The organism is Streptomyces sp. NPDC058052 (assembly GCF_042885515.1).
Classification (GTDB): Bacteria; Actinomycetota; Actinomycetes; order Streptomycetales; family Streptomycetaceae; genus Streptomyces.
This window is the reverse complement of the sequence record NZ_JBHVRX010000007.1, coordinates 280,082-302,309: the sequence shown is the minus strand read 5'-3', so window position 1 is coordinate 302,309 and position 22,228 is coordinate 280,082. Positions and strand designations below refer to the sequence as shown.

The 22,228-nt window shown below is 74.0% G+C and carries 23 protein-coding genes; 10 read left to right on the top strand and 13 right to left on the bottom strand.

The window, feature by feature from the left end; all coding sequences use genetic code 11:
- Window positions 1-50: 50 nt before the first annotated feature.
- Window positions 51-803, bottom strand: a complete 753-nt coding sequence (locus tag ACFVU3_RS13360; RefSeq protein ID WP_390066003.1) for a ferritin-like fold-containing protein — start codon at window positions 801-803, stop codon at window positions 51-53.
- A gap of 483 nt (window positions 804-1,286) precedes the next feature.
- Here ACFVU3_RS13360 and ACFVU3_RS13355 point away from each other — a divergent pair, with 483 nt between their 5' ends.
- Both ACFVU3_RS13355 and ACFVU3_RS13350 read left to right on the top strand, forming a co-directional pair.
- Window positions 1,287-4,094 carry a DEAD/DEAH box helicase gene (locus tag ACFVU3_RS13355; protein WP_390066002.1) on the top strand — a complete coding sequence of 936 codons (2,808 nt, stop codon included), beginning with the start codon at window positions 1,287-1,289 and terminating at the stop codon, window positions 4,092-4,094.
- Between the two features lie 157 nt (window positions 4,095-4,251).
- Entirely contained in the window at window positions 4,252-5,163 is a 912-nt protein-coding gene (locus tag ACFVU3_RS13350; RefSeq protein WP_390066001.1) for an alpha/beta fold hydrolase, read from the top strand.
- On the opposite strand, the gene ACFVU3_RS13345 is transcribed toward ACFVU3_RS13350, so the two are convergent.
- Window positions 5,147-6,082 (bottom strand): NYN domain-containing protein, encoded by a 936-nt coding sequence (locus ACFVU3_RS13345; RefSeq protein ID WP_390066000.1) that lies wholly within the window; start codon window positions 6,080-6,082, stop codon window positions 5,147-5,149. The genes ACFVU3_RS13350 and ACFVU3_RS13345 overlap by 17 nt on opposite strands.
- Before the next feature lie 172 nt (window positions 6,083-6,254).
- Between ACFVU3_RS13345 and ACFVU3_RS13340 the strand changes: the two genes are divergently transcribed.
- The gene (locus tag ACFVU3_RS13340; protein ID WP_376435415.1) at window positions 6,255-6,407 is read left to right on the top strand and encodes a hypothetical protein; all 153 of its coding nucleotides are present in this window, start codon (window positions 6,255-6,257) and stop codon (window positions 6,405-6,407) included.
- A 96-nt stretch (window positions 6,408-6,503) separates the two neighbouring features.
- Here ACFVU3_RS13340 and ACFVU3_RS13335 read toward each other — a convergent pair whose 3' ends face one another.
- The 4 genes from ACFVU3_RS13335 to ACFVU3_RS13320 form a co-directional block, all read right to left on the bottom strand.
- Window positions 6,504-7,109 carry a MarC family protein gene (locus ACFVU3_RS13335; protein WP_390065999.1) on the bottom strand — a complete coding sequence of 202 codons (606 nt, stop codon included), beginning with the start codon at window positions 7,107-7,109 and terminating at the stop codon, window positions 6,504-6,506.
- A gap of 215 nt (window positions 7,110-7,324) precedes the next feature.
- Window positions 7,325-8,182, bottom strand: coding sequence for a PHP domain-containing protein (locus tag ACFVU3_RS13330; protein ID WP_390065998.1), 858 nt, complete (start codon window positions 8,180-8,182; stop codon window positions 7,325-7,327).
- Between the two features lie 122 nt (window positions 8,183-8,304).
- Entirely contained in the window at window positions 8,305-8,943 is a 639-nt protein-coding gene (locus ACFVU3_RS13325; RefSeq protein ID WP_390065997.1) for a DUF6758 family protein, read from the bottom strand.
- Between the two features lie 108 nt (window positions 8,944-9,051).
- On the bottom strand, window positions 9,052-9,642 hold the full coding sequence (locus ACFVU3_RS13320) for a suppressor of fused domain protein (RefSeq protein ID WP_390065996.1): 591 nt from the start codon (window positions 9,640-9,642) through the stop codon (window positions 9,052-9,054).
- 425 nt (window positions 9,643-10,067) lie between these two features.
- Here ACFVU3_RS13320 and ACFVU3_RS13315 point away from each other — a divergent pair, with 425 nt between their 5' ends.
- Window positions 10,068-11,195, top strand: a complete 1,128-nt coding sequence (locus ACFVU3_RS13315) for a magnesium and cobalt transport protein CorA (protein ID WP_390065995.1) — start codon at window positions 10,068-10,070, stop codon at window positions 11,193-11,195.
- A 24-nt stretch (window positions 11,196-11,219) separates the two neighbouring features.
- The gene (locus ACFVU3_RS13310; protein WP_390065994.1) at window positions 11,220-11,720 is read left to right on the top strand and encodes a hypothetical protein; all 501 of its coding nucleotides are present in this window, start codon (window positions 11,220-11,222) and stop codon (window positions 11,718-11,720) included.
- A 31-nt stretch (window positions 11,721-11,751) separates the two neighbouring features.
- On the opposite strand, the gene ACFVU3_RS13305 is transcribed toward ACFVU3_RS13310, so the two are convergent.
- Window positions 11,752-12,162 carry a YybH family protein gene (locus tag ACFVU3_RS13305; protein WP_390065993.1) on the bottom strand — a complete coding sequence of 137 codons (411 nt, stop codon included), beginning with the start codon at window positions 12,160-12,162 and terminating at the stop codon, window positions 11,752-11,754.
- 62 nt (window positions 12,163-12,224) lie between these two features.
- On the opposite strand from ACFVU3_RS13305, the gene ACFVU3_RS13300 reads away from it, so the two are divergent.
- Complete coding sequence (locus tag ACFVU3_RS13300; protein ID WP_390065992.1) at window positions 12,225-12,593, top strand: winged helix-turn-helix transcriptional regulator; 369 nt, start codon at window positions 12,225-12,227, stop codon at window positions 12,591-12,593.
- 8 nt (window positions 12,594-12,601) lie between these two features.
- Here the strand turns inward: ACFVU3_RS13300 and ACFVU3_RS13295 are convergent, their stop codons facing one another.
- Window positions 12,602-13,408: a hypothetical protein gene (locus ACFVU3_RS13295; protein WP_390065991.1), complete on the bottom strand. Its 807-nt coding sequence runs from the start codon at window positions 13,406-13,408 to the stop codon at window positions 12,602-12,604.
- Window positions 13,409-13,710: 302 nt separating this feature from the next.
- Between ACFVU3_RS13295 and ACFVU3_RS13290 the strand changes: the two genes are divergently transcribed.
- The 3 genes from ACFVU3_RS13290 to ACFVU3_RS13280 are packed head-to-tail and all read left to right on the top strand — an operon-like array spanning window position 13,711 to window position 16,725.
- Complete coding sequence (locus ACFVU3_RS13290; protein WP_390065990.1) at window positions 13,711-14,979, top strand: magnesium transporter MgtE N-terminal domain-containing protein; 1,269 nt, start codon at window positions 13,711-13,713, stop codon at window positions 14,977-14,979.
- Window positions 14,972-15,547: a DUF1003 domain-containing protein gene (locus tag ACFVU3_RS13285; protein WP_390065989.1), complete on the top strand. Its 576-nt coding sequence runs from the start codon at window positions 14,972-14,974 to the stop codon at window positions 15,545-15,547. Before ACFVU3_RS13290 ends, ACFVU3_RS13285 begins: the two co-directional genes overlap by 8 nt.
- A gap of 44 nt (window positions 15,548-15,591) precedes the next feature.
- Window positions 15,592-16,725: an Mrp/NBP35 family ATP-binding protein gene (locus ACFVU3_RS13280; protein ID WP_390065988.1), complete on the top strand. Its 1,134-nt coding sequence runs from the start codon at window positions 15,592-15,594 to the stop codon at window positions 16,723-16,725.
- Between the two features lie 97 nt (window positions 16,726-16,822).
- On the opposite strand, the gene ACFVU3_RS13275 is transcribed toward ACFVU3_RS13280, so the two are convergent.
- The 5 genes from ACFVU3_RS13275 to sigE form a co-directional block, all read right to left on the bottom strand.
- Complete coding sequence (locus ACFVU3_RS13275; RefSeq protein ID WP_390065987.1) at window positions 16,823-17,425, bottom strand: hypothetical protein; 603 nt, start codon at window positions 17,423-17,425, stop codon at window positions 16,823-16,825.
- A gap of 62 nt (window positions 17,426-17,487) precedes the next feature.
- A complete protein-coding gene (locus ACFVU3_RS13270; protein WP_390065986.1) occupies window positions 17,488-17,931 on the bottom strand; it encodes a sec-independent translocase in 444 nt (147 codons plus the stop codon).
- Between the two features lie 94 nt (window positions 17,932-18,025).
- A complete protein-coding gene (locus tag ACFVU3_RS13265) occupies window positions 18,026-19,705 on the bottom strand; it encodes a S1C family serine protease (protein WP_390065985.1) in 1,680 nt (559 codons plus the stop codon).
- 75 nt (window positions 19,706-19,780) lie between these two features.
- On the bottom strand, window positions 19,781-20,629 hold the full coding sequence (locus ACFVU3_RS13260) for an anti-sigma factor family protein (protein WP_390065984.1): 849 nt from the start codon (window positions 20,627-20,629) through the stop codon (window positions 19,781-19,783).
- On the bottom strand, window positions 20,626-21,384 hold the full coding sequence (gene sigE / locus ACFVU3_RS13255) for an RNA polymerase sigma factor SigE (protein WP_390065983.1): 759 nt from the start codon (window positions 21,382-21,384) through the stop codon (window positions 20,626-20,628). The genes ACFVU3_RS13260 and sigE overlap by 4 nt, the downstream gene beginning before the upstream one ends.
- Before the next feature lie 142 nt (window positions 21,385-21,526).
- Between sigE and ACFVU3_RS13250 the strand changes: the two genes are divergently transcribed.
- A complete protein-coding gene (locus ACFVU3_RS13250; protein WP_189851570.1) occupies window positions 21,527-22,192 on the top strand; it encodes an O-methyltransferase in 666 nt (221 codons plus the stop codon).
- Window positions 22,193-22,228 lie beyond the last annotated feature (36 nt).

Below are 22,228 nucleotides of genomic sequence, written 5' to 3'. Positions count from 1 at the left end.
GCCCGGGACCGAGGTCCCGGGCCGCGCGGCCGTTCCGTGCCGGAGGCGGTTCAGGCGGCGAGGCCCAGGGCCGCCATCCGCTTGGTGTGCGCCTCGGTGATCCGGGAGAACATCCGGCCGACCTCCGCGAGGTCGAAGCCGTCCGCGACCCCGCCGACGAGCATCGTGGAGAGCGCGTCCCGCTCGGCCACCACCCGCTGGGCCTGGGACAGCGCCTCGCCCATCAGACGGCGGGCCCACAGCGCGAGCCGGCCGCCGACGCGCGGGTCGGCGTCGATGGCCGCGCGGACCTTCTCCACCGCGAAGTTGCCGTGCCCGGTGTCGTCGAGCACCGCCAGCACCAGGGCGCGGGTGTCCGAGTCGAGCCGGGCCGCGACCTCGCGGTAGAAGTCGCTGGCGATCGAGTCGCCCACGTACGCCTTGACCAGGCCCTCCAGCCAGTCCGACGGAGCGGTCTGGCGGTGGAAGTCGTCGAGCGCCTTCGCGAAGGGCTCCATCGCGGCGGTCGGCTCCGCGTCCACGGCGGCGAGCCGGTCGCGCAGCCGCTCGAAGTGGTGGAACTCGGCGGACGCCATCTTCGCCAGCTCCGCCTTGTCCTCCAGGGACGGCGCGAGCTTGGCGTCCTCGGCGAGCCGCTCGAAGGCCGCCAGCTCGCCGTAGGCGAGGGCGCCGAGGAGGTCGATCACCGCGGCGCGGTACTGCGGCTCCGCGGAAGCCGTGGCCCAGTCCTCGGCGGCGATACCGGTGGGAGCCCCGGTGTCTTCGGGCTCTCCGGCGGGTGTGGCGTTGTCAGGCGTCTCCATGCAGCGCACAATAGCCCGCCCTCCGGGCCCCCGAAGGCCCTGGTCAGTCAGTGTGACCGTGCCCTCATCACCATTTCGCCCAACACACATGCGCGATTCCGGGGTACAGTGGTAATGCGCCTGCCGAGTATGCGGACATGCTTTCGTACGTTCGGACGTACCCGGTGGGCCGACGCATGAATGAGGATGCCCGGTCGGTGGCCCGATCGGCTCCGGCCCGACAGCCCTTCCGGCGGACCCGCCGAAGGGTCCCTCAGCGGTACGACGCTCGAGCGACGGCAGTGGTCCCGTGCCACCCGGCGGTGATCTTCCCCAGGATCCCGCGGGAAGAGCCCGGCACGATGAGACCCCCTTCGTTCGCCTCGCGCCGCGTCTCACAGAAGAGGCAGCACCCTGACTACGTTCCGAGAGCTCGGAATCCTTCCCGAGACCGCCGAGGCGCTCGAAGCCGTCGGCATCATCAACCCCTTCCCCATCCAGGAGATGACCCTTCCGGTCGCCCTCACCGGCACCGACGTCATCGGCCAGGCCAAGACCGGCACGGGCAAGACCCTCGGCTTCGGCCTGCCGATCCTGGAGCGGGTCACCGTCCCCGTCGACGTCGAGGCCGGGCGCGCCAAGCCCGAGCAGCTGACCGAGGCCCCGCAGGCCCTCGTCGTCGTCCCCACCCGCGAGCTGTGCCAGCAGGTCACCAACGACCTCCTGACCGCCGGCAAGGTGCGCAACGTGCGCGTCCTCGCCATCTACGGCGGCCGGGCCTACGAGCCGCAGGTCGAGGCGCTCCAGAAGGGCGTCGACGTCGTCGTCGGCACCCCCGGCCGCCTGCTCGACCTGGCCGGCCAGCGCAAGCTCGACCTGTCGCACATCAAGACGCTCGTCCTCGACGAGGCCGACGAGATGCTCGACCTGGGCTTCCTGCCCGACGTCGAGAAGATCATCAACATGCTTCCGGCGACCCGCCAGACCATGCTGTTCTCGGCCACCATGCCGGGCGCGGTCATCGGCCTCGCCCGCCGCTACATGTCGCGGCCCACGCACATCCGCGCCACCTCGCCGGACGACGAGGGCGCGACCCACGCGAACATCACGCAGCGCGTCTACCGGGCCCACAACATGGACAAGCCGGAGATGGTCGCGCGCATCCTCCAGGCCCGTGGCCGCGGCCTCGCGATGATCTTCTGCCGTACGAAGCGGACGGCGGCCGACATCGCCGAGCAGCTCCAGCGGCGCGGCTTCGCCTCCGGCGCGGTCCACGGCGACCTCGGCCAGGGCGCCCGCGAGCAGGCGCTGCGCGCCTTCCGCAACGGCAAGGTGGACGTCCTCGTCTGCACCGACGTCGCCGCGCGCGGCATCGACGTCGAGGGCGTCACCCACGTCATCAACTACCAGACGCCCGAGGACGAGAAGACGTACCTGCACCGCACCGGCCGCACCGGCCGCGCGGGCAACACCGGTACGGCGATCACGCTGGTCGACTGGGACGACATCCCGCGCTGGCAGCTGATCAACAAGGCGCTGGAGCTGAACTTCGCCGACCCGGTGGAGACCTACTCCAGCTCCCCGCACCTCTACACCGAGCTGGACATCCCCGAGGGCACCAAGGGCATCCTGCCGCGCTCCGAGCGGACCCGCGCGGGTCTCGCGGCGGAGGAGCTGGAGGACCTGGGCGAGCCGGGCGGCCGTCGTGGCCGCGGCGGCCGCGCCGAGGCCCCGGCCGCCGAGGAGCGCCCGGCCCGTACGCGGACCCCGCGCCAGCGCCGCCGCACCCGCGGCGGGACCGACGCCGAGGCCACTGCGGTGACCGGCGCCCCGGCCACCGGGACCGCCGAGGCCGCCGAGGCCCCGGAGGCCGTCGACGGTCCGCGCCGTCCGCGCCGCCGCCGCACCCGTGGCACCGGCCCGGTCGGCGGGGGCATCCCGGTCGCCGGCGCCGCCCCGGTCACCCCGACCCCGGCCGAGGAGACCGCGCAGGCCGCCGACCCCGCTCCCGTCACGCCCGTCGAGGCCCCCGCCGAGGAGACGGCCCCGCGCCGCCGCCGCGGCCGCGGTGGTCGTACGGAGACCGAGGCGACCCCCGCCGAGACGGTCGAGGCGCCGGTCGCCCAGGCCGCCGCGCCGGTCGAGACCCCCGCTGAGGCCCCCGCCGAGGAGACGGCCCCGCGCCGCCGCCGCGGCCGCGGTGGTCGTACGGAGACCGAGGCCGCCCCCGCCCGGACCGCCGAGACGGTCGAGGCGCCGGTCGCCCGCGCCGCCGCGCCGGTCGAGACCCCGGTCGAGGAGGCGGCCCCGCGCCGCCGTCGTGGCCGCGGTGGTCGTCCGGAGGCCGTCGTCGCGGCGCCCGCCGCTCCGGCCGCCGCCCCCGCGCCGACGCACGCCCCGCGCAAGCGGCGGGTCCGGCCGCGCGCCGAGGACACGGTCTCGTTCCAGACCGTGGAGACCGCCGCCGCCGAGCTGGCCGCCTCCCGCAGGCAGTCCGCCCCGGTGCCCGCCCAGTCGGCGGAGCAGCGTCCGGTGACCCGCGCCGCCCAGACGGCTCCGGCCCAGGCCGCCGCTCCGGCCCAGGCCGCACCGGTCCAGGCCGCCGTGCCGGCGCAGGCCGTGGCCGCGCCGCCGCGGGCCCGGCGTCGGGCGACCCGCCCGGCGACCACCCCGGGTGCCGTGGTCGAGGCCGCTCCGGTCGTCGTCGAGGCCCCCGCGGCCCCGGTCGTCGAGGAGCCGGCCGGCCGCCCGCGCCGCCGCGCGGTCCGCAAGGCGTCCAGCCCGGTGACGACCACCGCCGCCGCCGAGGCCATCGTCGTCATCCCGGCCCCCGTCACCGAGGCCCCGGTCACGGCTCCGGTCGCGGCTCCGGCCGAGGAGGCCCCCAAGGCTCCCCGCAAGCGGGCCACCGCCCGGAAGACGGCCGCCGTCGCCACCGAGGCGCCCGCCGAGGAGGCTCCCAAGGCCCCCCGGAAGCGGGCCGCCGCGAAGAAGACGGCCGAGGTCGCCGAGACCCCCGCCGCCGACGAGGCCCCGAAGGCCCCGCGCAAGCGGACCGCCGCCAAGAAGACGGCCGAGGTCACCGAGACCCCCGCCGCCGACGAAGCGCCGAAGGCCCCGCGCAAGCGCGCCGCCGCCAAGAAGACGGCCGCGGCCGTGGCGCCGGACGCGTCGGAGCCGCAGAAGGCGACGACGACCCGTCGGCGCACGGTGAAGAAGGCCGCCGAGGAGGCCCCGGCCGCCGAGGAGGCCCCGAAGGCTCCGCGCAAGCGCGCCGCCAAGAAGGCCGCCCCCGCCCAGCCGGAGGCGTGACGCCACGCCCGGACGACCGGGCATGACGGCGGCCCGGCCCCTCCCCAGGGGCCGGGCCGCCGTCTTTCTTCCGGCGGACAGCGGGGCCCGGGCCCGCGGCCCCGAGCCCGCCCTCCCGGCCCGTCCCGGGACCGCCTCCTCCGGTTACAGTCCTTGCATGAGCAAGCCCCGCTCCCTGTCGCTGCCGCCGCGCACCCGGGCCCACCGCCTGGAGACCGTGCGCGGCGGATTCGCCGTGCTGGACACCGCCCCGGCCGCCGAGCGGCGCGGAACCGTCCTGATGCTGCCCGGGTACACCGGCAGCAAGGAGGACTTCCTGGCGCTGCTCGGCCCGCTGAGCGAGGCCGGATACCGGGTCGTCGCCGTCGACGGGCGCGGGCAGAACGAGTCGTACGGTCCCCGGGGCCGCGCCGCCTACCGCCGCCGGGCCCTCGCCCTGGACGCGGTCGCGCAGGCGGTGGCGCTCCGCGACGGGCCGGTGCACCTGCTCGGGCACTCCTTCGGCGGGCTCGTCGCCCGCTCGGCCGCGGTGCTGGCCCCCCGGGCCTTCCGCTCGCTGACCCTGCTCTCCTCCGGTCCCGGGCGGGTCGCCCGCCCCCAGCGGGTCCGGATCCGGGCGCTGCGGGCCGGGCACGCGCTGCTGGCGAAGGAGCGCGTGTGGCGGACCACGCGGTGGCTGGACAGCCGCGGCGAGCAGCCGGACGAGGCGGTCGACACCGCCGAGCTGGTGGGCTTCCTGCGGCGCCGCTGGATGCTGACCAAGGTGGCCCAGCTGTCCGGCGCGGGCCGGCTGCTGCTGAGCGACCCGGACGGCCCGGCCGAGCTGGCCGGACTGGCGCTGCCGGTGCACCTGGCGTACGGCTCCGAGGAGATGGTCTGGCCGCCGGGCGAGCTGGCGGAGGTCGCCGCCCGGACCGGCGCGCACCACACCGTGGTCGAGGGCGCCGGCCACTCCCCCAACGTCTCCCATCCGCGCGAGCTGGCCGAGCGCCTCACGGCCTTCTGGGAGCGGGTGGACACGGCCGGCGACCGGGAGGAGCCCGTGCTCAGGGTCAGTACTGCGCCCTGAGGTGCTGCCAGAAGCCGTCGCGCAGCGCCCGGCGGAGGGCGCCGTGGCCGCGCAGGGAGCGGCTGAGCCGGGACTCGGCCTCGACGAGGAGGTCCTGGTCGACGGCGGCGGGCAGGTAGGGGTCGCCGGGCAGGAGTTCGGCGAGCCGGTCGCGGCCCCGTTCTCCCAGCCAGGTGGCGGCGATCTGGGCGCCGACGAAGCGGACCTCGTCGCGCGAGGGCGGCGGCTCGGCCTCGTTCTCGTACATCGTGACCGGCCGGCGCGTGACGTACGGCCGGCAGAAGTCGAGGTCGAAGGTGCGCTGGCTGTCGACCTCCCAGAGCAGGGCCTCGGCCTGGTTGGGGCCGTCGGCGGCCTCGATGCCCCAGAGGTGGACGCGGGCGCCGTAGCCCTGGGCGGCCTCGACGGCGGAGACCAGGTCCTCGTCGCCGCCGATGAGGGCGGCGTCGCTGATGGCGCGGTGGCGGGCGAGCGACTCCAGGTCGGTGCGGATGAGGGAGTCGACGCCCTTCTGCTGGTTGTTGGCGTTGAGGTTGCCGAGGCGGACCTTGACGTCGGGGAGCTCGGCGATGGTCTGCTGCTCGGGGGTGTGGATGCGGCGGCGGGCGCCGTCGTACCAGTACACGCGCAGCAGCCGGCTGTCGGCGAAGATCGTGCGCGCCGTGTCGATGAAGGCGTCGATCATGCCTTCGGCGTCGAGGTCGAAGTTGCGCCGGTCCTCGGTGCCCGCGACCAGCAACCCGGCCGAAGCATGGACGTAACCGGCGTCGACGAAGATGGCGTGGGTGGACGGAGTCTTGGCCACCTCGGCCAGCATCCGCCGCAGGAGCTCATTGGTGCGCTCCAGGCGGGCCTCCAGCGCGCCGAGGGCGCGCGCGGTGTCGTCGGCGGGTGGGGCGGGGTGCGTGGCGTCGTTCATCGGCCCTCATTGTCCGCCTCGGGCGGGCGGGCCGCCACACCCCCTACCCATCAGTAGTTAGCCATCCGAAAATTTTCTTTAGCGTAAGGAATGTTTCGGGTGGGGCGACCGTTAGACATCTATGTAACGCAGTTCTCCGCATGGAGGATCAACTCGGACGAAGGGAGAAGCCATGCGCTTCGAAATCCTGCGCCTGGACGACATCGACGGCACGCCCGTCGACTCGACCGTCGTGGACGCCGCCTCCGTCAACCGGATCGTGCAGCAGGCCGCCGCTGTCGGCCAGCGCATCTGGATCCGGCCCGCAGAGACCTCCGCCTCGTAACGGGGCAGGTCCACACCACGCACCGCGCCCCCGCGCGGACTCCGCTCGACGGAATCCGCACGGGGGCGCAGTGGTGTCCGGGGGAAGGCCCGGAACCTAGCTCCCCTGGACGACCTGGGTGACGCCGTTGATGATCTGCTGCACGGCGATCGCCGAGAGCATCATGCCCGCGAGCCGGGTCACGAGCACGACGCCGCCGTCCTTGATGACGCGGATGATCACCAGCGAGTAGCGCATGGTCAGCCAGAGCACGAGGTGCATGGCGGCGATGGCGGCCCAGACGGAGATCTGGGAGGAGACGGTGTCGGCGTGCTGCACGGCGAGGATCACCGAGACGATCGCGCCGGGCCCGGCGAGCAGCGGCATGCCGAGCGGGACGAGGGCGACGTTGACGTCCTTGGTCTGCTTCGGCTCGTCGGTCTTGCCGGTGAGCAGGTCGAGAGCGATGAGCAGCAGCAGCAGACCGCCCGCGATCATCAGGGCGGGGACGGAGACGTGCAGGTAGTCCAGGATCTGCTGGCCGAGGATGCCGAAGACGGTGATGACGCCGAAGGCCACGGCGACGGCCTGCCAGGCCATCCGGCGCTGGACCTTGGCGGGGCGGCCGGAGGTCAGCGCCAGGAAGATCGGCGTGATGCCCGGCGGGTCCATGATCACGAACAGGGTGAGGAAGAGCGAGCCGAAGACGGCGACGTCGAACACAGTGGGGTGCCTTGCGGGGTGAGGTCGAACGGTGGGGTGGGGGCCCGGACCGGAACGAGAGGTTCCGGTGCTGGGGCAGGAGTGCCCCGCCGCCGCGCGACGGATCGCGCGGGGCATCGGGGGCGGTACGGGGCGGGCGCGGCCGGACAGCACGGCGCCCCGCCGTCGCGCGACGGCGGGAGGGCGCCCGGCTCCGGAGGGCCGGAGGTGAGGGCCTAGGCTCCGCCGGCGCCCGGGACGGGGAAGGCGCCGGTGGCCCGGCGGGTGATCTCCCCGTAGATCTCCGGGTCGGTGGTGTACTCGCCGGGCCGGCAGGTCTTGCGGCTGCCGTGGTAGTCGCTGGAGCCGGTGACCAGCAGGCCCAGCTCCTTCGCGAGCCCGCGCAGCCGCGCGCGGGCCGGCTCGTCGTGGTCCATGTGGTCGACCTCGATGCCGTCGAGCCCGGCCGCGGCGAGGGCCGCTATCGCGGACTCGGGCACGACCTGGCCGCGCTTGACGGCGGCCGGGTGGGCGAAGACGGTGACGCCGCCGGCGGCCTTGACCAGCCGGACCGCCTCGACCGGGTCCAGCTCGTGCTTCTGCACGTGGGCACGGCCGCCGTCGGCGAGCCACTCGGCGGTGAAGGCCCCGGAGACGTCGGGGACGACGCCCAGCTCGACCAGGGCCTCGGCGACGTGCGGGCGGCCCACGGAGCCGTCGCCGGCGATCCGCGCGACCTGCTCCCAGGTGACGGGGACACCGAGCAGCCGGAGCTTGTCGACCATGGCCCGGGCGCGCGGCACCCGGTCGTCGCGGACCAGCTCGCGCTCGGCGAGCAGGGCGGGCTCCTCGGGGTCGAAGAGGTAGGCGAGCATGTGCAGGCCGATGCCGTCGAGGCGGCAGGAGAGCTCGGCGCCGGGGACGACGGTCAGCCCCTCGGGCGCGGCGGCGATCGCCTCGGCGTGCCCGCGGGTGGTGTCGTGGTCGGTGAGCGCGACGACGTCGAGCCCGGCCGCGGCGGCCTTGCGCACCAGCTCGGCGGGGGTGTCGGTGCCGTCGGAGGCCGTGGAGTGGGTGTGCAGGTCGATGCGCACGACGCGGTTCTCCAGGGGCTCGGCACGGACGAGTGACGCTTCAGCATAACGGGCGATCCACACACGGTTGTACGGAGCCGATGCCGGGGGCGCCCATTACGCACCCGATGGCGGCGGACGTGTCAGCCGAGCAGGCGCGGGGTGAGCGCCCCGCAGGGCAGCAGCTCGACCTCGGCGCCCGCGTCCCGGAGGTCGGTGAGGACGAGCTCGTCGTACATCAGCAGCCCGGACTGCTCGGGCCAGACGATCGCCCAGAGCCAGAGTCCACGGGCCTCCCCGGCGAAGACGGCCCGGTCGTGGGGGGCGTCGGTGACGTGCCAGAGCGGGGTGGGGCGGCCGGCGGCGAGGACCTTGGCCTGCGGCGGCTTGTCGATGGCCATGCCGGAGCCGGGGTCGGGGCCGTCGATGCCGGCGTACCGGGCGCCGAGGCCGACGCCCAGCTCCTCGGCGACGAGCAGCAGCTCGCCGATGCCGCCGAGCGGACCGGGACCGGAGCAGGCGACGGCGGTGGCGCGCCCGCCGCTGCGGTCGTCACCGGCGTAGGCGACCCCGGTGAAGAGCCAGCCGACGGGGAGCGGCCAGGGCATCCAGACAGGCACGTGGGACCGGTGCACCACGACACCGAGGGCTTCGACGCTCGGCGGGATCACGGGCTGCAGCGGGTACACGGCTCCGTGCACGTCACACTGCCACGAGTCGGCGAAGAGACCGGGCGCCCTGACGCGACCACCACACTTCGGACAACTGGGTTCGCCCCTCATAGGGCTCAACGGTCCTACCGCGCACGCCTCCCGTCAAGGACGGCCGCGCCCCGTCACCCGTCCGGCCCGCGCCCCGTCACCCGGACGCCCGGCCGCGGCGGCGGTCCCTCAGTCCAGGGCCACGGACCCCCGCAGCGGATCGCGCAGGTCCGTCCCCTTCGCGAGCCAGCGCTCCTCCAGGGCCTGCGCGCCGTGGACGCGCTTCCAGGCGGCCTCGTTCGGGGTCATCGGCAGCAGCGGCAGGAAGCGGACCGGGTCCATCGGCTCGTCCAGCTCCAGGTCCTCCACCAGCCCGCCGGACCCGGCGACCAGGACCGAGCTGAAGCCGGCCCCCGGCCAGAGCGGCCCGCCGATGTCCAGCGAGGCGCCGGGGGCCACGACGACCCCTTCCACCTGCGGGGTCGCGGCGAGCACCGCGAGCGGGCGCAGCACCTTGTCGGTGTCGGCGCGGCCGAGGCGGACGGTGAGGACCAGCTCGGCGCGCGGACCCTTCACCGGGTCGGCGAGGGCGGCGGTCGGGTCGGCCATCGGGGCGGCCGACATCCCGAGCGTGGCGTAGCGCACGAGGCCCGCCTCCGGGTCGACGAAGCGGAGCACCTCGATGCGGTCGGTGCCGAGGAACGTCACCGCGGCGCGCGCGTCCGGTTCGCCCAGGGCCGTACGGAGCCGGGCCTCGACCAGTGCAAGAACTTCTCCCATGTCGCGAGCATAGATCGCGTATGGAACGGGCAAAGTAAGGGATTGACCCTCGGTCGGCTGATAGTGTTGGCCACTGGTCGGGTTTCCCGACTGTGCGTCACACGTCGTCCCTCACGGGGGACCGGCCGGAGGAGGTGGGACTGCGATGGACCGAAGTCGATCGGGCAGTACCAGCCGCTCTTCCGCCGCACCGCACCCGAGCCCGGTGCGTTCCTGCCTGCGGTGATCCCGGGTCCCTGAACCGCGGACCCCCTTTCTCCGGCATCGCGTCCGACGGAAGAGCATCCCCTCTTTGCCTGTCCGTGTTGCGAACGCCGTCGCAGCGATCCGCCGGTGCCGCCCGCTTTGTGGACGAAGTCCTCTTCCCGTCCTCATTCCGGGTTGTGCCACGCTCGCCGACGGCCTGTCCGTGAAGGAGCACGCCCATGTCGATGATCCGTGACCTGCGCGCCGCCGTTCGGCCGAGCCTGCGTCAGAGCCTGCGCAAGACCCCGACCACGTACACGAACTACGACCCGACGCGCGACCACTCGGCCTCCAGCGCCATCGTCGACTGCGCCGTCTACCGCGACGGGCGGCGGATCGACGACCGCGCCTGCCTCACCCCGCGCGGCGCCATGTCGCAGGTGCGGGAATCCGGCGGCTTCGCGTGGATCGGCCTGCACGAGCCGACCGAGGCCGAATTCGCCGGTATCGCCGCCGAGTTCGGGCTCCACCCGCTCGCCGTCGAGGACGCCGTCCACGCCCACCAGCGACCCAAGCTGGAGCGGTACGACGACACCCTCTTCACCGTCTTCAAGACGATCCACTACGTCGAGCACGCCGAACTCACCGCCACCAGCGAGGTGGTGGAGACCGGCGAGGTGATGTGCTTCACCGGACCCGACTTCGTCATCACCGTCCGGCACGGCGGCCAGGGCTCGCTGCGCAATCTCCGCCACCGCCTCCAGGGCGAGCCGGAGCTCCTCGCCAAAGGCCCCTCCGCCGTCCTCCACGCCCTCGCCGACCACGTCGTCGACGGCTACATCGCGGTCGCCGACGCCGTCGAACTCGACATCGACCAGCTGGAGATCGACGTCTTCTCGCCGGCCGCGAAGGGCTCCACCCGCGGCACCGACACCGGCCGGATCTACCAGCTCAAGCGCGAGGTGCTGGAGTTCAAGCGGGCCGTCACCCCGCTGCTGCGCCCCATGCAGCTGCTGAGCGAGCGGCCCATGCGGCTGGTCGACCCCGACATCCAGAAGTACTTCCGGGACGTCGCCGACCATCTCGCCCGCGTCCAGGAGCAGGTCGTCGGCTTCGACGAACTGCTGAACTCGATCCTCCAGGCCAACCTGGCGCAGGCGACCGTCGCGCAGAACGAGGACATGCGCAAGATCACCTCGTGGGCGGCGATCGTCGCCGTCCCCACGGCGGTCTGCGGCGTCTACGGCATGAACTTCGACCACATGCCGGAGCTCCACTGGAAGTACGGCTACCCGATGGTGCTCGGCGGCATCGCCGTCATCTGCTTCGCCATCCACCGGACCCTGAAGCGGAACGGCTGGCTGTAGGGGCCTGCCGCTAGGCTTCGGGCCATGACAGAAGAGCTGTTCCTCGTCGAGGAGGCCACCAAGAAGTCCGGCCTCGTGTGGGTCCGGGGCACCGGGCCCGCCCGGGCGCTCTGGCACGTCTGGCACGACGGCGCCGCCCACGTGGTGGGCGACGGACCCGGCGAGCAGCCGCTGCCCGGCCTCGCCGACGGCGCCACCGCCGAGGTCACCGTCCGCAGCAAGGACAAGGGCGGCCGGATCGTCTCCTGGACGGCCGCCGTGCGCCAGCTCGTCCCCGGCACCGAGGAGTGGGACGCGGCCGTCGCCGAGCTGAAGGGCAAGCGGCTCAACGCGCCCGACGGCGAGGCCGTGCCCGGACGCTGGGCGCGCGAGTGCCGGGTGCTGCGGCTCGACCCGCGGGCCGCCACCACCGACCTGCCGGACGGCTCCCTCGCCGCCGTCCCCCTGCCGTCCCCGGCGACCACCCGCCGCCCGGTCCCGGCCGCCCTCCCGAAGCTCCTCTTCGGCAGGAAGCGCAAGCGCTAGGACGAGCCCGGCGGCATCCGGCGGACCCGCGTCAGGCGGGCAGTCCGCCGGGGCGGAGGCCGAAGGGGTTGTCGACGGCGTACCGCCACCGGCCGTCCGCGCCCCGCCGCGCCACGTCGGTGGCGGTGCCCTCGACCCGGACGGGCCGCCCGTCGCGGTCGGCGCCCTCGATGATCCAGTCCACCAGGAGCAGCGCCAGGTCGCCGGTGGCGTACACCTGCCGGGGCCGGACCGCGATCGGCACGCCCAGGGCCTGGAGCCGGGCGTTGGCCGCGTGGAGCGCGGCGCCGGAGAGCGCGGCGCCCTCCGGCCCGGCGGCCAGGACGGCGGTCTCCTCGTAGACCTCGGCGAGGGCCGCCGGGTCGCCGCTGTTGAAGCGCGCCGCGAAGACCGCGGGGACGTCCTCGGGCCGGGTCGCCAGTTCACAGGGGGTTGCGGGCATGGCGGACGGTCGTCCTTCCGTACGGGGAGAATCGGACGCCCGACACGTTAGGAGACGGCCTCGTGACTCACCGAACGGTTGGCCACCCGCCGGGGCTCCCGGACGGCGACCCCCGCGCCCGCGTCGACGCGCCCGCCCCCGACTGCCCGGTGGAGATCGCGCTGGCGGCCCTGCGCGGCCGCTGGACGACGCTGGTCGTGCGCGAACTGCTGGGCGGCGACCGCTCCTACAGCGAGCTGCGCGAGGCGCTGCCGAGGCTCTCGGAGAAGGTCCTGTCCGAGCGGCTGGCGCAGCTCGCCGGGGCGGGCGTGGTGACCCGGGAGCGGCGGGCCGGCTGGCCGGCGACGGTGCGGTACGGGCTCACGCCGCGCGGGCGGCGGCTCGGGCCGGTGCTCCAGGCCCTGTGGGACTGGGGCGCGGAGGAAGGCTGAGCGCCCGTTCAGGTCCGGGGCAGCTGGCGGCCGTAGTCGAGGGTCTCCTCGCGGCCCGGCTCGGTCAGCGGGAAGTCCTTGTCCCACTCCGAGAGCACCACCAGGCCCGCTCCCCCGCCCCGGGCGAACTGGAGCGGGTACGGGGAGCCCTCCAGGGCCACGTCGAGGGTGCCGCCCTCGCCGTCCGCGCCGCCCTTCACCTTCACCGTGCGGACGCCGCCGATCTGGTCCCGGTCGCCCTTGACGACGTCCCCGTGCAGCCCGATGAGGCCGCGCAGCAGCTGGTCCATGTCGGTGAAGCCGCGCAGCTGCTTGTACGAGGGGTCGTCGCGCGGCACCTTCACGTACATGTCGTCCAGCTTGTCCGCGGCCTCCGTGTCGGCCTCGGAGGGCTCGTCGTCGCCCTTCTCCTCGTGCGTCCAGAAGCCGGCGTCGGCCTTGAGGTAGAGCGCGTCGCCGACCCGCAGCAGCTCGAAGGTGCTGTTCTTCGTGGTGACCGAGCCGGCGCCGCCGTTCTGCTTCAGCCGCATGTTCAGCTTGAAGGTGCCGCCCTTGCTGACCAGGGTGCCGGAGAGCCGGACCGCCTTGGCCGTGTCCGCCGCCGTGCGGGCCTCGCGCTCGATCTCGGGCGCCGACAGCCTCCCGACCCCGTTCGTCCCCTCGTCCGGGTCGGCCCCGCAGGCCGTCAGACCCACCGTCAGCCCCGCGCACAGCACCAGCGGCACGGCCGCCCTGCGGAAGCGGGCGGAGGCCGCGGCGCGGGCGGGCGCCTGCGGTGCGGACGGGATACGCGATGACGGGGTGCGGACGGTCACCTGCGCTGCCTCTCGTTCTTCGGTGGGGGGAACGGCCCGTGGCCGTACAGACACGGCGGAAGGGGCCGCCGGGGTCGGCCGGTCGGGCCGGAGGGTGCCGGTGGGGGACGGCAGACCGCAGCGTACCCGGGCGCGCCCGGCGTCCCCGCAGGCAGCCGGACGGCGGCGCTGCCGGAGCGGGGTGGAACACCACGGGCTAGCCTGAACCATGCGAAGCCCGGCAAGGGCCCAGCAAAGGCCGCGAAGCCCCGCAGAGGCGGCGCGGCGACCCCGGATCGTGCGGCACCGAGGAGGCGCGAGGCATGGCGGCAGGCGCCCCCCGGATCTTCGTCTCCCACCTCGCCGGCGTGGCCGTCTTCGACCCGGTCGGCGACCAGGTGGGCCGGGTCAGCGACCTGGTCGCGATGCTCCGCGTCGGCCGCCGCCCGCCCCGCCTCCTCGGCATGGTCGTGGAGGTGCTCAGCCGGCGCCGGGTCTTCGTGCCGATGACCCGGATCACCGGCGTCGAGTCCGGCCAGGTCATCACCACCGGCGTGGTCAACATGCGCCGCTTCGAGCAGCGGCCGACCGAGCGGCTCGTCCTCGGCGAGCTCCTCGACCGGCGGGTGACCCTCGCCCAGACCGGCGAGGAGGTCACCGTCCTCGACGTCGCCATCCAGCAGCTGCCGGCCCGGCGCGACTGGGAGATCGACCGGGTCTTCGTCCGCCGCGGCAAGGGCGGGGCGCTGCGCCGCAAGGGGGAGACGCTGACCGTGGAGTGGTCGGCGGTCACCGGCTTCTCCCTGGAGGAGCACGGGCAGGGCGCCGAGAACCTGGTCGCCACCTTCGAGAAGCTCCGCCCCGCCGACCTCGCCAACGCGCTCCACCATCTCTCCCCCAAGCGGCGCGCCGAGGTCGCCGCCGCCCTCGACGACGACCGGCTCGCCGACGTCCTGGAGGAGCTTCCCGAGGACGACCAGGTGGAGATCCTCGGCAAGCTGAAGGAGGAGCGGGCCGCCGACGTCCTGGAGGCGATGGACCCGGACGACGCGGCCGACCTCCTCAACGAGCTGCCCGAGGACGAGAAGGAGCGGCTGCTCACCCTGATGCGGCCGGACGACGCCGCCGACGTGCGCCGGCTGATGTCGTACGAGGAGCGGACGGCGGGCGGTCTGATGACCACCGAGCCGATCGTGCTGCGCCCCGACGCCACCGTCGCCGACGCCCTGGCCCGGGTGCGCCAGCAGGACCTGTCGCCGGCGCTGGCGGCGCAGGTGTACGTGTGCCGGCCGCCGGACGAGACGCCGACCGGGAAGTACCTGGGCACGGTCCACTTCCAGCGGCTGCTGCGCGATCCGCCGTTCACCCTGGTCAGCTCGCTGGTCGACAGCGATCTGCCGCCGCTCGGCCCGGACACCCCGCTGCCGGCCGTGACCAGCTATTTCGCCGCGTACAACCTGGTGGCGGCGCCGGTGGTGGACGAGAGCGGTTCGCTGCTCGGCGCGGTCACCGTCGACGACGTGCTCGACCACCTGCTTCCGGACGACTGGCGGGAGACGGAGTTCCACGAGGAGGGGGTGCGCGGTGGCTGAGCGGTCGCAGGAACGGGAGCGGGACCGGGAGCGCGACCGGCCGCTCCCCCGCATCCGGCTGGACCAGCCCCGGATCCGCCGCTCCCGGCTGCTGCCGGAGTACGACCCCGAGGCGTTCGGCCGCATGTCGGAGCGGATCGCCCGGTTCCTCGGCACGGGCAGGTTCATCGTCTGGATGACGGTGATCATCATCGCCTGGGTGGTGTGGAACGTCTCCGCGCCGCAGAGCCTGCGCTTCGACACGTACCCCTTCATCTTCCTGACCCTGATGCTCTCCCTCCAGGCTTCGTACGCGGCGCCCCTGATCCTGCTCGCGCAGAACCGGCAGGACGACCGGGACCGGGTCAACCTGGAGCAGGACCGCAAGCAGAACGAGCGCTCGATCGCCGACACGGAGTACCTGACCAGGGAGATCGCGGCGCTGCGGATGGGTCTGGGCGAGGTCGCCACCCGGGACTGGATCCGCTCCGAACTCCAGGATCTGGTGAGGGAACTGGAGGAGCGCGGACAGGAACGCGATCTATTCCCGCCGGACGGCGAGCGGCGGAGTGACGTACCCGACCGTTGACGGCCCTTTCATAGCGACGTGGTCGTCGCCGTACCATCAGACCTATGGCTACGGAAGACGCGGTGCTCGAGGCACTGGCGACGGTGAACGACCCCGAGATCAATCGTCCGATCACTGAGCTCGGCATGGTCAAGTCGGTGGAGATCGGACCGGACGGCAAGGTCGCGGTGACGGTCTACCTGACGGTCTCCGGCTGCCCGATGCGCGACACCATCACGCAACGCGTCACCGAGGCCGTCTCCCGCGTCGAGGGCGTCACCGGCGTCGACGTGACGCTGGACGTGATGAGCGACGAGCAGCGCAAGGAGCTGGCGGCGGCGCTGCGCGGCACCACCGCCGAGCGCGAGGTGCCGTTCGCGAAGCCGGGCTCGCTGACCCGGGTGTACGCGGTCGCCTCCGGCAAGGGCGGCGTCGGCAAGTCCTCGGTGACGGTGAACCTGGCCGCGGCGATGGCCGCCGACGGTCTGAAGGTCGGCGTCGTCGACGCGGACATCTACGGCCACAGCGTGCCCCGCATGCTGGGCGCGGACGGGCGTCCGACCCAGGTCGAGAACATGATCATGCCGCCGTCGGCGAACGGTGTGAAGGTCATCTCGATCGGCATGTTCACCCCGGGCAACGCGCCGGTGGTGTGGCGCGGCCCGATGCTCCACCGCGCGCTCCAGCAGTTCCTGGCGGACGTGTACTGGGGCGACCTGGACGTCCTGCTCCTCGACCTGCCCCCGGGCACCGGCGACATCGCGATCTCCGTCGCGCAGCTGGTGCCGAACGCCGAGATCCTGGTCGTGACGACCCCCCAGCAGGCGGCGGCCGAGGTGGCCGAGCGGGCCGGTTCGATCGCGGTGCAGACCCACCAGAAGATCGTCGGCGTGGTCGAGAACATGGCGGGCCTGCCGTGCCCGCACTGCGACGAGATGGTCGACGTCTTCGGCACGGGCGGCGGCCAGCTGGTCGCGGACGGCCTGTCCCGCACCACGGGCACAACGGTCCCCGTCCTGGGCTCCATCCCGATCGACGTGCGGCTGCGCGAGGGCGGCGACGACGGCCGCCCGGTCGTGCTGTCGAACCCCGAGTCCCCGGCGGGCGCGGCGCTGCGCGCCATCGCCGGCAAGCTGGGCGGCCGCCAGCGCGGCCTCTCCGGCCTGAGCCTGGGCATCACCCCGCGCAACAAGTTCTGAGGTCCGGCCCGTACGGCGAAGGGCACCCCTGAGCGGGGTGCCCTTCGTCGTGTCCGGGTCCGGGCCGGCCAGGCAGTACGCCTGACCCAGGTCCGGGTCAGGCATACTGCCCGAGGTCCTTGATCTGCGCGAAGCCGAGCCCGTACGCGCTCATCCCGCGCCCGTACGCGCCGATGTGGGCGTCCCCGGCGGAGCCGGCCAGCACCCAGCCGAACTCGGACTCGCGGTAGTGGAAGGGCACGGGCACCCCGTCGACCGGCAGCGACAGCGAGGTCCACGGGGGGCCGTCGAGGTCGTCGGCGAGCTCGAAGGCCGTCTCGGTCTGCTGGTCGAGCCAGTGGTCCCGCAGCCCGTGGTCGAGGGAGGCGGGCCAGGTGTGGGCGAGCAGCCCGGAGCCGGCCAGCCAGGCGGCGGAGGAGACGGTGGTGGCGTCGAGGACGCCGGTGCCGTCGCCGGTGCGCCGTACGGGGTTCGCGGCGACCGTCACGACGACGGCGAACCGCTCCTTCTCCGCGCCGGCGGCCTCGGACTTTATCGACGGCTCGTCACCGTGGGCCACCGAGCCGTGCTGGACGGTGCCGTCCGCCGCCGTGCCGATCTGCATCAGCCGGCGGGGCCCGGTGAACGCCTCGTCGAGCCCGTACCAGGCGAAGGGTGCGCGCAGAAAGCCCTCGGCTTCCACCCGACTCGTCGTCTTCATCTCGGCCGCCTCCTCGTTCCGTCAACTCAAGGAGGATAGCGACCGGTCGGTGACCGCCCGTGTCAGGTCGCGTCGGAGTCGTACGGCGGCCGCTCGGGCTCGGCCGGCTTGTCCTGCTTCTTCAGCAGGTCGGGGGCGGAGCCGTTGACCGCCGCCGGGGCGGCCGCGGGGGCGCTCTCGCGGCCGTTCACGGCGTCGGCCACGTCGTTCATCTCCTTGCGGAGGTCGAACGTGGAGCGCAGATCCTTGAGCTCGCTGAGGTCCTCGTTGCCGTCCAGCTGCTTGCGGATGAAGGTCTTCGGGTTGAGGTCCTCGAACTCGAAGTCCTTGAAGTCCGGGCCGAGCTCGGTGCGGATGTCCTCCTTGGCGCTGTCGGAGAACTCCCTGATCTTCCGGATGAAGCGCGAGACGTCCTGGACGACCTTCGGCAGCTTGTCCGGCCCGAAAACGAGCACGGCGAGGACGATGAGCGTCACCAGCTCGAGTGCGCCTATGTCGCTGAACACCTAATAGCTCCTTCACGCCGGACCAGGGCGGCTCGGACCAAGGTACCCGCCCGGACTGCCGGACGGGTACCTTGCGATGTCCGCCACATGTACCTCAGGTGCCCTGTGCCGCGCCGAGCGTGACGGTCCTGGTCAGTTCCTTGCCGTCGCGGGTCAGGGTGAGGGCGAGTTCGTCGCCGGGGCGGTGGGCGCGGATCTTCACGATCAGCTCCTCGCCGTTGTGGACGCGCTGGCCGTCGACCTTGGTGATGACGTCGCCGGGGCGCAGGCCGGCCTTGGCGGCGGGGCCGTCGGGGGTGACGGAGGGCGTGCCGTCCTTGCCCTTGTCGCCGACGCGGGCGCCGTCGCCGTTGAACTGCATGTCGAGGCTGACGCCGATGACGGGGTGGGTGGCCTTGCCGGTGTTGATGAGCTCCTCGGCGACCCGCTTGCCCTGGTTGACCGGGATGGCGAAGCCGAGGCCGATGGAGCCGGCCTGGCCGCCGCTGCCGCCGTCCCCGTCGCCGGAGCCGCCGGCGGCGCGGATGGCGCTGTTGATGCCGATGACGCGGCCCCTGCCGTCGAGGAGGGGGCCGCCGGAGTTGCCCGGGTTGATGGGCGCGTCGGTCTGGAGGGCGTCGACGTAGGAGATGTCGCTGCCGTCGCCCTTCTCTCCGCCGGCGGTGATCGGGCGTTCCTTGGCGCTGATGATGCCGGAGGTGACCGTGTTGGAGAGGTCGAAGGGGGCGCCGATGGCGACGACGGGGTCGCCGACGCGGACGTCGTCGGAGTTGCCGAGCGGGAGCGGCTTGAGGCCGGTGACGCCGGTGACCTGGACGACGGCGAGGTCGTAGCCGGCGTCCTTGCCGATGAGCTTGGCGGAGGCGGTCTCGCCGCTGGAGAAGGTGACGGTGATGTCGCCGGAGGAGGCGGCGGCGTCGACGACGTGGTTGTTGGTGAGGATGTGGCCGCGGTTGTCGAGGACGAAGCCGGTGCCCGTGCCGGCGGAGCCGCCGCCGCTGACGTGCAGGGTGACGACGCCGGGCAGGGCGGCGGCCGCGATGCCGGCGACGCTCTCGGGGGCGCGGTCGGTGTTCCCGGCCTCGGCCTGCGGGAGCTCGACGGTGGTGAGGCCGCCGTTGCGCTCGACGTAGGCGCCGACGCCACCGCCGATGACACCGGTGAGCAGGGCGAAGGCGAGGGCGCCGGCGAGGGCGAGGCCACGCCGGGACTTCTTGCGGGCGGGCGGGGGCACGGCGGCGGCTCCGGCGCCCCAGGGGTCGTACTGGCCCCAGACGGGCGTCTGCGGCGGCACGGGCCCCTGCGGCGGCGGTACGGCCCCGTGCGGGGCCATGGCGGCCTGCGGGGGTACGGCGGGCTGCGGGGCCGGCACGGGCGCGGCGGGCCGCTGTACGGGCGGTGCGGGCGCCCAGGGACCGGGCTCGCCGTAGGGCGGCGTGCGGTACTCGTCGGGCTCGTGGAGCGGCTGCGGCGCGGCGGCGGCCGGGGCGGGCTCCGGAAGCTCCGGGGCGGCGGCCGGGACGGGAACCGGGTCGGGCTCCGGCGCCAGGGCGGGCTCCGGAAGCTCCGGCGCGGCGGCCGGGACGGGCTCCTTCGTCATGTCGACCTTCGGGGCGGCGGGCGCCTCCGCGGCCGGCTCCGGCGCGGCGGGCTCGCCCGGGTCAGGGGCCTGGAGGGGGAAGTCGTCCTCCTCCGCCGGGGGCGGCGTGGGTATCCGCGCCGCCTCCGGGGGCGTCGAAGGCCGGCTCCACCAGTTCGGCTTCCCGTCGTTCATGCTCTCCCCGCAACCGCTGACCCGTGAGCGTCCCAGTGCCGGACGCTCTGACCGAGGATTCAACCAGGTCGGGGGTCAGCGAGGGGAGCCCGGCGGGGTGCCGGGCGGGCTGGGGGCCGGGCTGGGCGCCGGCCCGAGGGCCAGCTGGAGCGCGGAGGCCGTCGGGCGGACGAAGGGCGAGAGGGCGAACAGGGACTGCGTCTGCGCGGCCCTGAGCCGTATCGCCGCGACCGGTCCGGCGCGGTCCACGTCCGCCGGGACGGCTCCCGAGGGGACGGTGCCGCCCGGGACCAGCGGGGCGCTGCCGATCGACTGGGCGCCGCCGGCGGAACGCTCGGAGCGGTCCGAACGGCCGGTCGCCGTGCCGACGGAGCCGGGTCCGGCGGAGGCGCCCGCGCGCAGCGGGGTGACCGCGCTGCCGGAGCCCTGGCCGCCGCGGGCGGTGGTGCTGACGGAGCTCTCGACGGGCAGGGTGCCGCCGAGGGCGATGGCCGCGAAGGAGACCGCGCCGGCGGCGGCGACGGCGAAGCGCCGGCCCCGTCCGGACGAGGTGACCGTGTGGACCCGGAAGCCGGTGCCGGTGTCGGGGGCGGCGGGCGGCGCCGTGGCGAAGCCGTCGCTCTTCACGCCGCCGGCTTCGAGGAGCTGCTCCAGCGGGGAGCGCCCGGGCTCCCCGGGACCGCCGGGAAGGCCCTGGAGGCGGGCGAGGAAGCCCTCGGAGGGCTGGGGGGCTCCGCTGGCCGCGAAGACGCTCTTCAGGGCGCGCTGCGCGTCGGCCTCGGCCTTGCAGCGGGCGCAGGTGGCGAGGTGGGCCAGGACCCGCTCGCGGGCGTCATGGCCGAGCTCGCCGTCGACGAGCGCGGCGAGCCGGTCCCCGAGGTGGTGCTCCGCGGGGCTCGGGGACGGAGGACGGGTGCCGCTCACGCTGTCCCGGCCTCCCATCCGACGGTGGCCAGGGCCCGCTCGGCGCGGGCCTCGGGCGACCGGTGCTTGAGCGCCTTGCGCAGGTGGGAGCGGCCGCGGTGGATGCGGCTGCGGACGGTGCCGAGCTTCACCCCGAGGGTCGCGGCGATCTCCTCGTACGACAGCCCCTCGATGTCGCAGAGGACGACGGCGGCGCGGAACTCGGGCGCCAGGGTGTCGAGGGCCTGCTGGACGTCGGCGTCGAAGTGGGTGTCGTTGAACACCTGCTGCGGGGAGGGCTCACGGCTGGGGAGCCGCTCGGCGGCGTCGTCGGCGAGCGCGTCGAAGCGGATGCGCTGCTTGCGGCGGACCATGTCGAGGAAGAGGTTGGTGGTGATGCGGTGCAGCCAGCCCTCGAAGGTGCCGGGGGTGTACGTCGACAGCGAGCGGAAGACGCGGACGAAGACCTCCTGGGTGAGGTCCTCGGCGTCGTGCTGGTTGCCGGTGAGGCGGTAGGCCAGGCGGTAGACGCGACCACTGTGCGTGCTGACGATCTCCTCCCAGGTGGGCGGAGTCCACGCCTGCGATTCCGCATCCGATGCGAAGGTCGCGGTGGTGGGTGCGGTGTCGGTGGTGTGGAGCTTGTCAGCGGTGTCGGTCACGGATTTCGGCTCACCCGCCGACCTGAGGAGGCGCCTGAACGCCCCTCTCCGATCCACAGGCGCAGCCGCACCTCCCCTATCGGCTCTGGTGGTGTCCAGTGGAGCCCCTACCATAGCCACCTCGCCCGTTAGCTCCGGATAAGAATCTTTACGCGCATTTGAATCGGGGTCGCCCGCCGGTCCGCGCGCGCGTCCTTCCCCTGGTGAACGCCCGGTCCCATCTGCGGGTTCCCGCTGACAGCGGATACAGTCACCGTTGCGCCAACTAAGGGGACAGGAGAGGGCCATTACCGCCAACCGGCAGACGAACTGGGCGTTCGCCGACGCCTTTGTCGCCGAGGACGAAGCGCTGCGCTGGGCCCGGGAGCGGGCCCGTGAGGCAGGGCTGCCCTCGGTGTCGCCGGGCACCGGTGCGGCGCTGCGTCTGCTGGCCGCGTCGGCGGACGCCAAGGCGGTGGCCGAGATCGGTACGGGCACGGGCGTGTCGGGCATCTACCTGCTGCTCGGGATGCGCCCGGACGGCACCCTGACCACGGTGGACGTGCAGCCGGAGCACCAGCAGTTCGCGAAGGCGGCGTTCCGGGCGGCGGGTTTCGCGGGCAACCGGGCGCGGTTCATCCCGGGGCGGGCGCTCGACGTGCTGCCGCGGCTCGCGGACGGCGGGTACGACCTCGTCTTCTGCGACGGCGACCGCGGGGAGTACCCGGACTATCTCGCTGAATCGTTGCGCCTGCTCCGACCTGGGGGTCTGGTCTGCTTCGAGGGCGTCTTCGCGGACGGCCGCACGGTCGACTCGGGCGCCCAGCCCGCCGAGGTGCAGCGGGTCCGCGAGCTGCTGCGCACGGTCCGGGAGAGCTCTCAGCTGCTCCCGACGCTGCTGCCGGTGGGCGACGGCCTGCTCTGCGCGGTCCGGCGCGGCTGACCCGCGGATCCGCCGGCCGCTCCCCCGCCGAACGCT

Bases quoted from the DNA above. Each gene is read 5' to 3' on its own strand.
- ACFVU3_RS13350 (WP_390066001.1), top strand. From the start codon at position 4,252: ATGAGCAAGCCCCGCTCCCTGTCGCTGCCGCCGCGCACCCGGGCCCAC.
- ACFVU3_RS13315 (WP_390065995.1), top strand. From the start codon at position 10,068: ATGTCGATGATCCGTGACCTGCGCGCCGCCGTTCGGCCGAGCCTGCGT.
- ACFVU3_RS13345 (WP_390066000.1), bottom strand. From the start codon at position 6,082: ATGAACGACGCCACGCACCCCGCCCCACCCGCCGACGACACCGCGCGC.
- ACFVU3_RS13280 (WP_390065988.1), top strand. From the start codon at position 15,592: ATGGCTACGGAAGACGCGGTGCTCGAGGCACTGGCGACGGTGAACGAC.
- ACFVU3_RS13275 (WP_390065987.1), bottom strand. From the start codon at position 17,425: ATGAAGACGACGAGTCGGGTGGAAGCCGAGGGCTTTCTGCGCGCACCC.
- ACFVU3_RS13310 (WP_390065994.1), top strand. From the start codon at position 11,220: ATGACAGAAGAGCTGTTCCTCGTCGAGGAGGCCACCAAGAAGTCCGGC.
- ACFVU3_RS13305 (WP_390065993.1), bottom strand. From the start codon at position 12,162: ATGCCCGCAACCCCCTGTGAACTGGCGACCCGGCCCGAGGACGTCCCC.
- ACFVU3_RS13360 (WP_390066003.1), bottom strand. From the start codon at position 803: ATGGAGACGCCTGACAACGCCACACCCGCCGGAGAGCCCGAAGACACC.
- ACFVU3_RS13340 (WP_376435415.1), top strand. From the start codon at position 6,255: ATGCGCTTCGAAATCCTGCGCCTGGACGACATCGACGGCACGCCCGTC.
- ACFVU3_RS13290 (WP_390065990.1), top strand. From the start codon at position 13,711: ATGGCGGCAGGCGCCCCCCGGATCTTCGTCTCCCACCTCGCCGGCGTG.
- ACFVU3_RS13355 (WP_390066002.1), top strand. From the start codon at position 1,287: ATGACCCTTCCGGTCGCCCTCACCGGCACCGACGTCATCGGCCAGGCC.
- ACFVU3_RS13325 (WP_390065997.1), bottom strand. From the start codon at position 8,943: ATGAGGGGCGAACCCAGTTGTCCGAAGTGTGGTGGTCGCGTCAGGGCG.
- ACFVU3_RS13320 (WP_390065996.1), bottom strand. From the start codon at position 9,642: ATGGGAGAAGTTCTTGCACTGGTCGAGGCCCGGCTCCGTACGGCCCTG.
- sigE (WP_390065983.1), bottom strand. From the start codon at position 21,384: ATGGTAGGGGCTCCACTGGACACCACCAGAGCCGATAGGGGAGGTGCG.
- ACFVU3_RS13265 (WP_390065985.1), bottom strand. From the start codon at position 19,705: ATGAACGACGGGAAGCCGAACTGGTGGAGCCGGCCTTCGACGCCCCCG.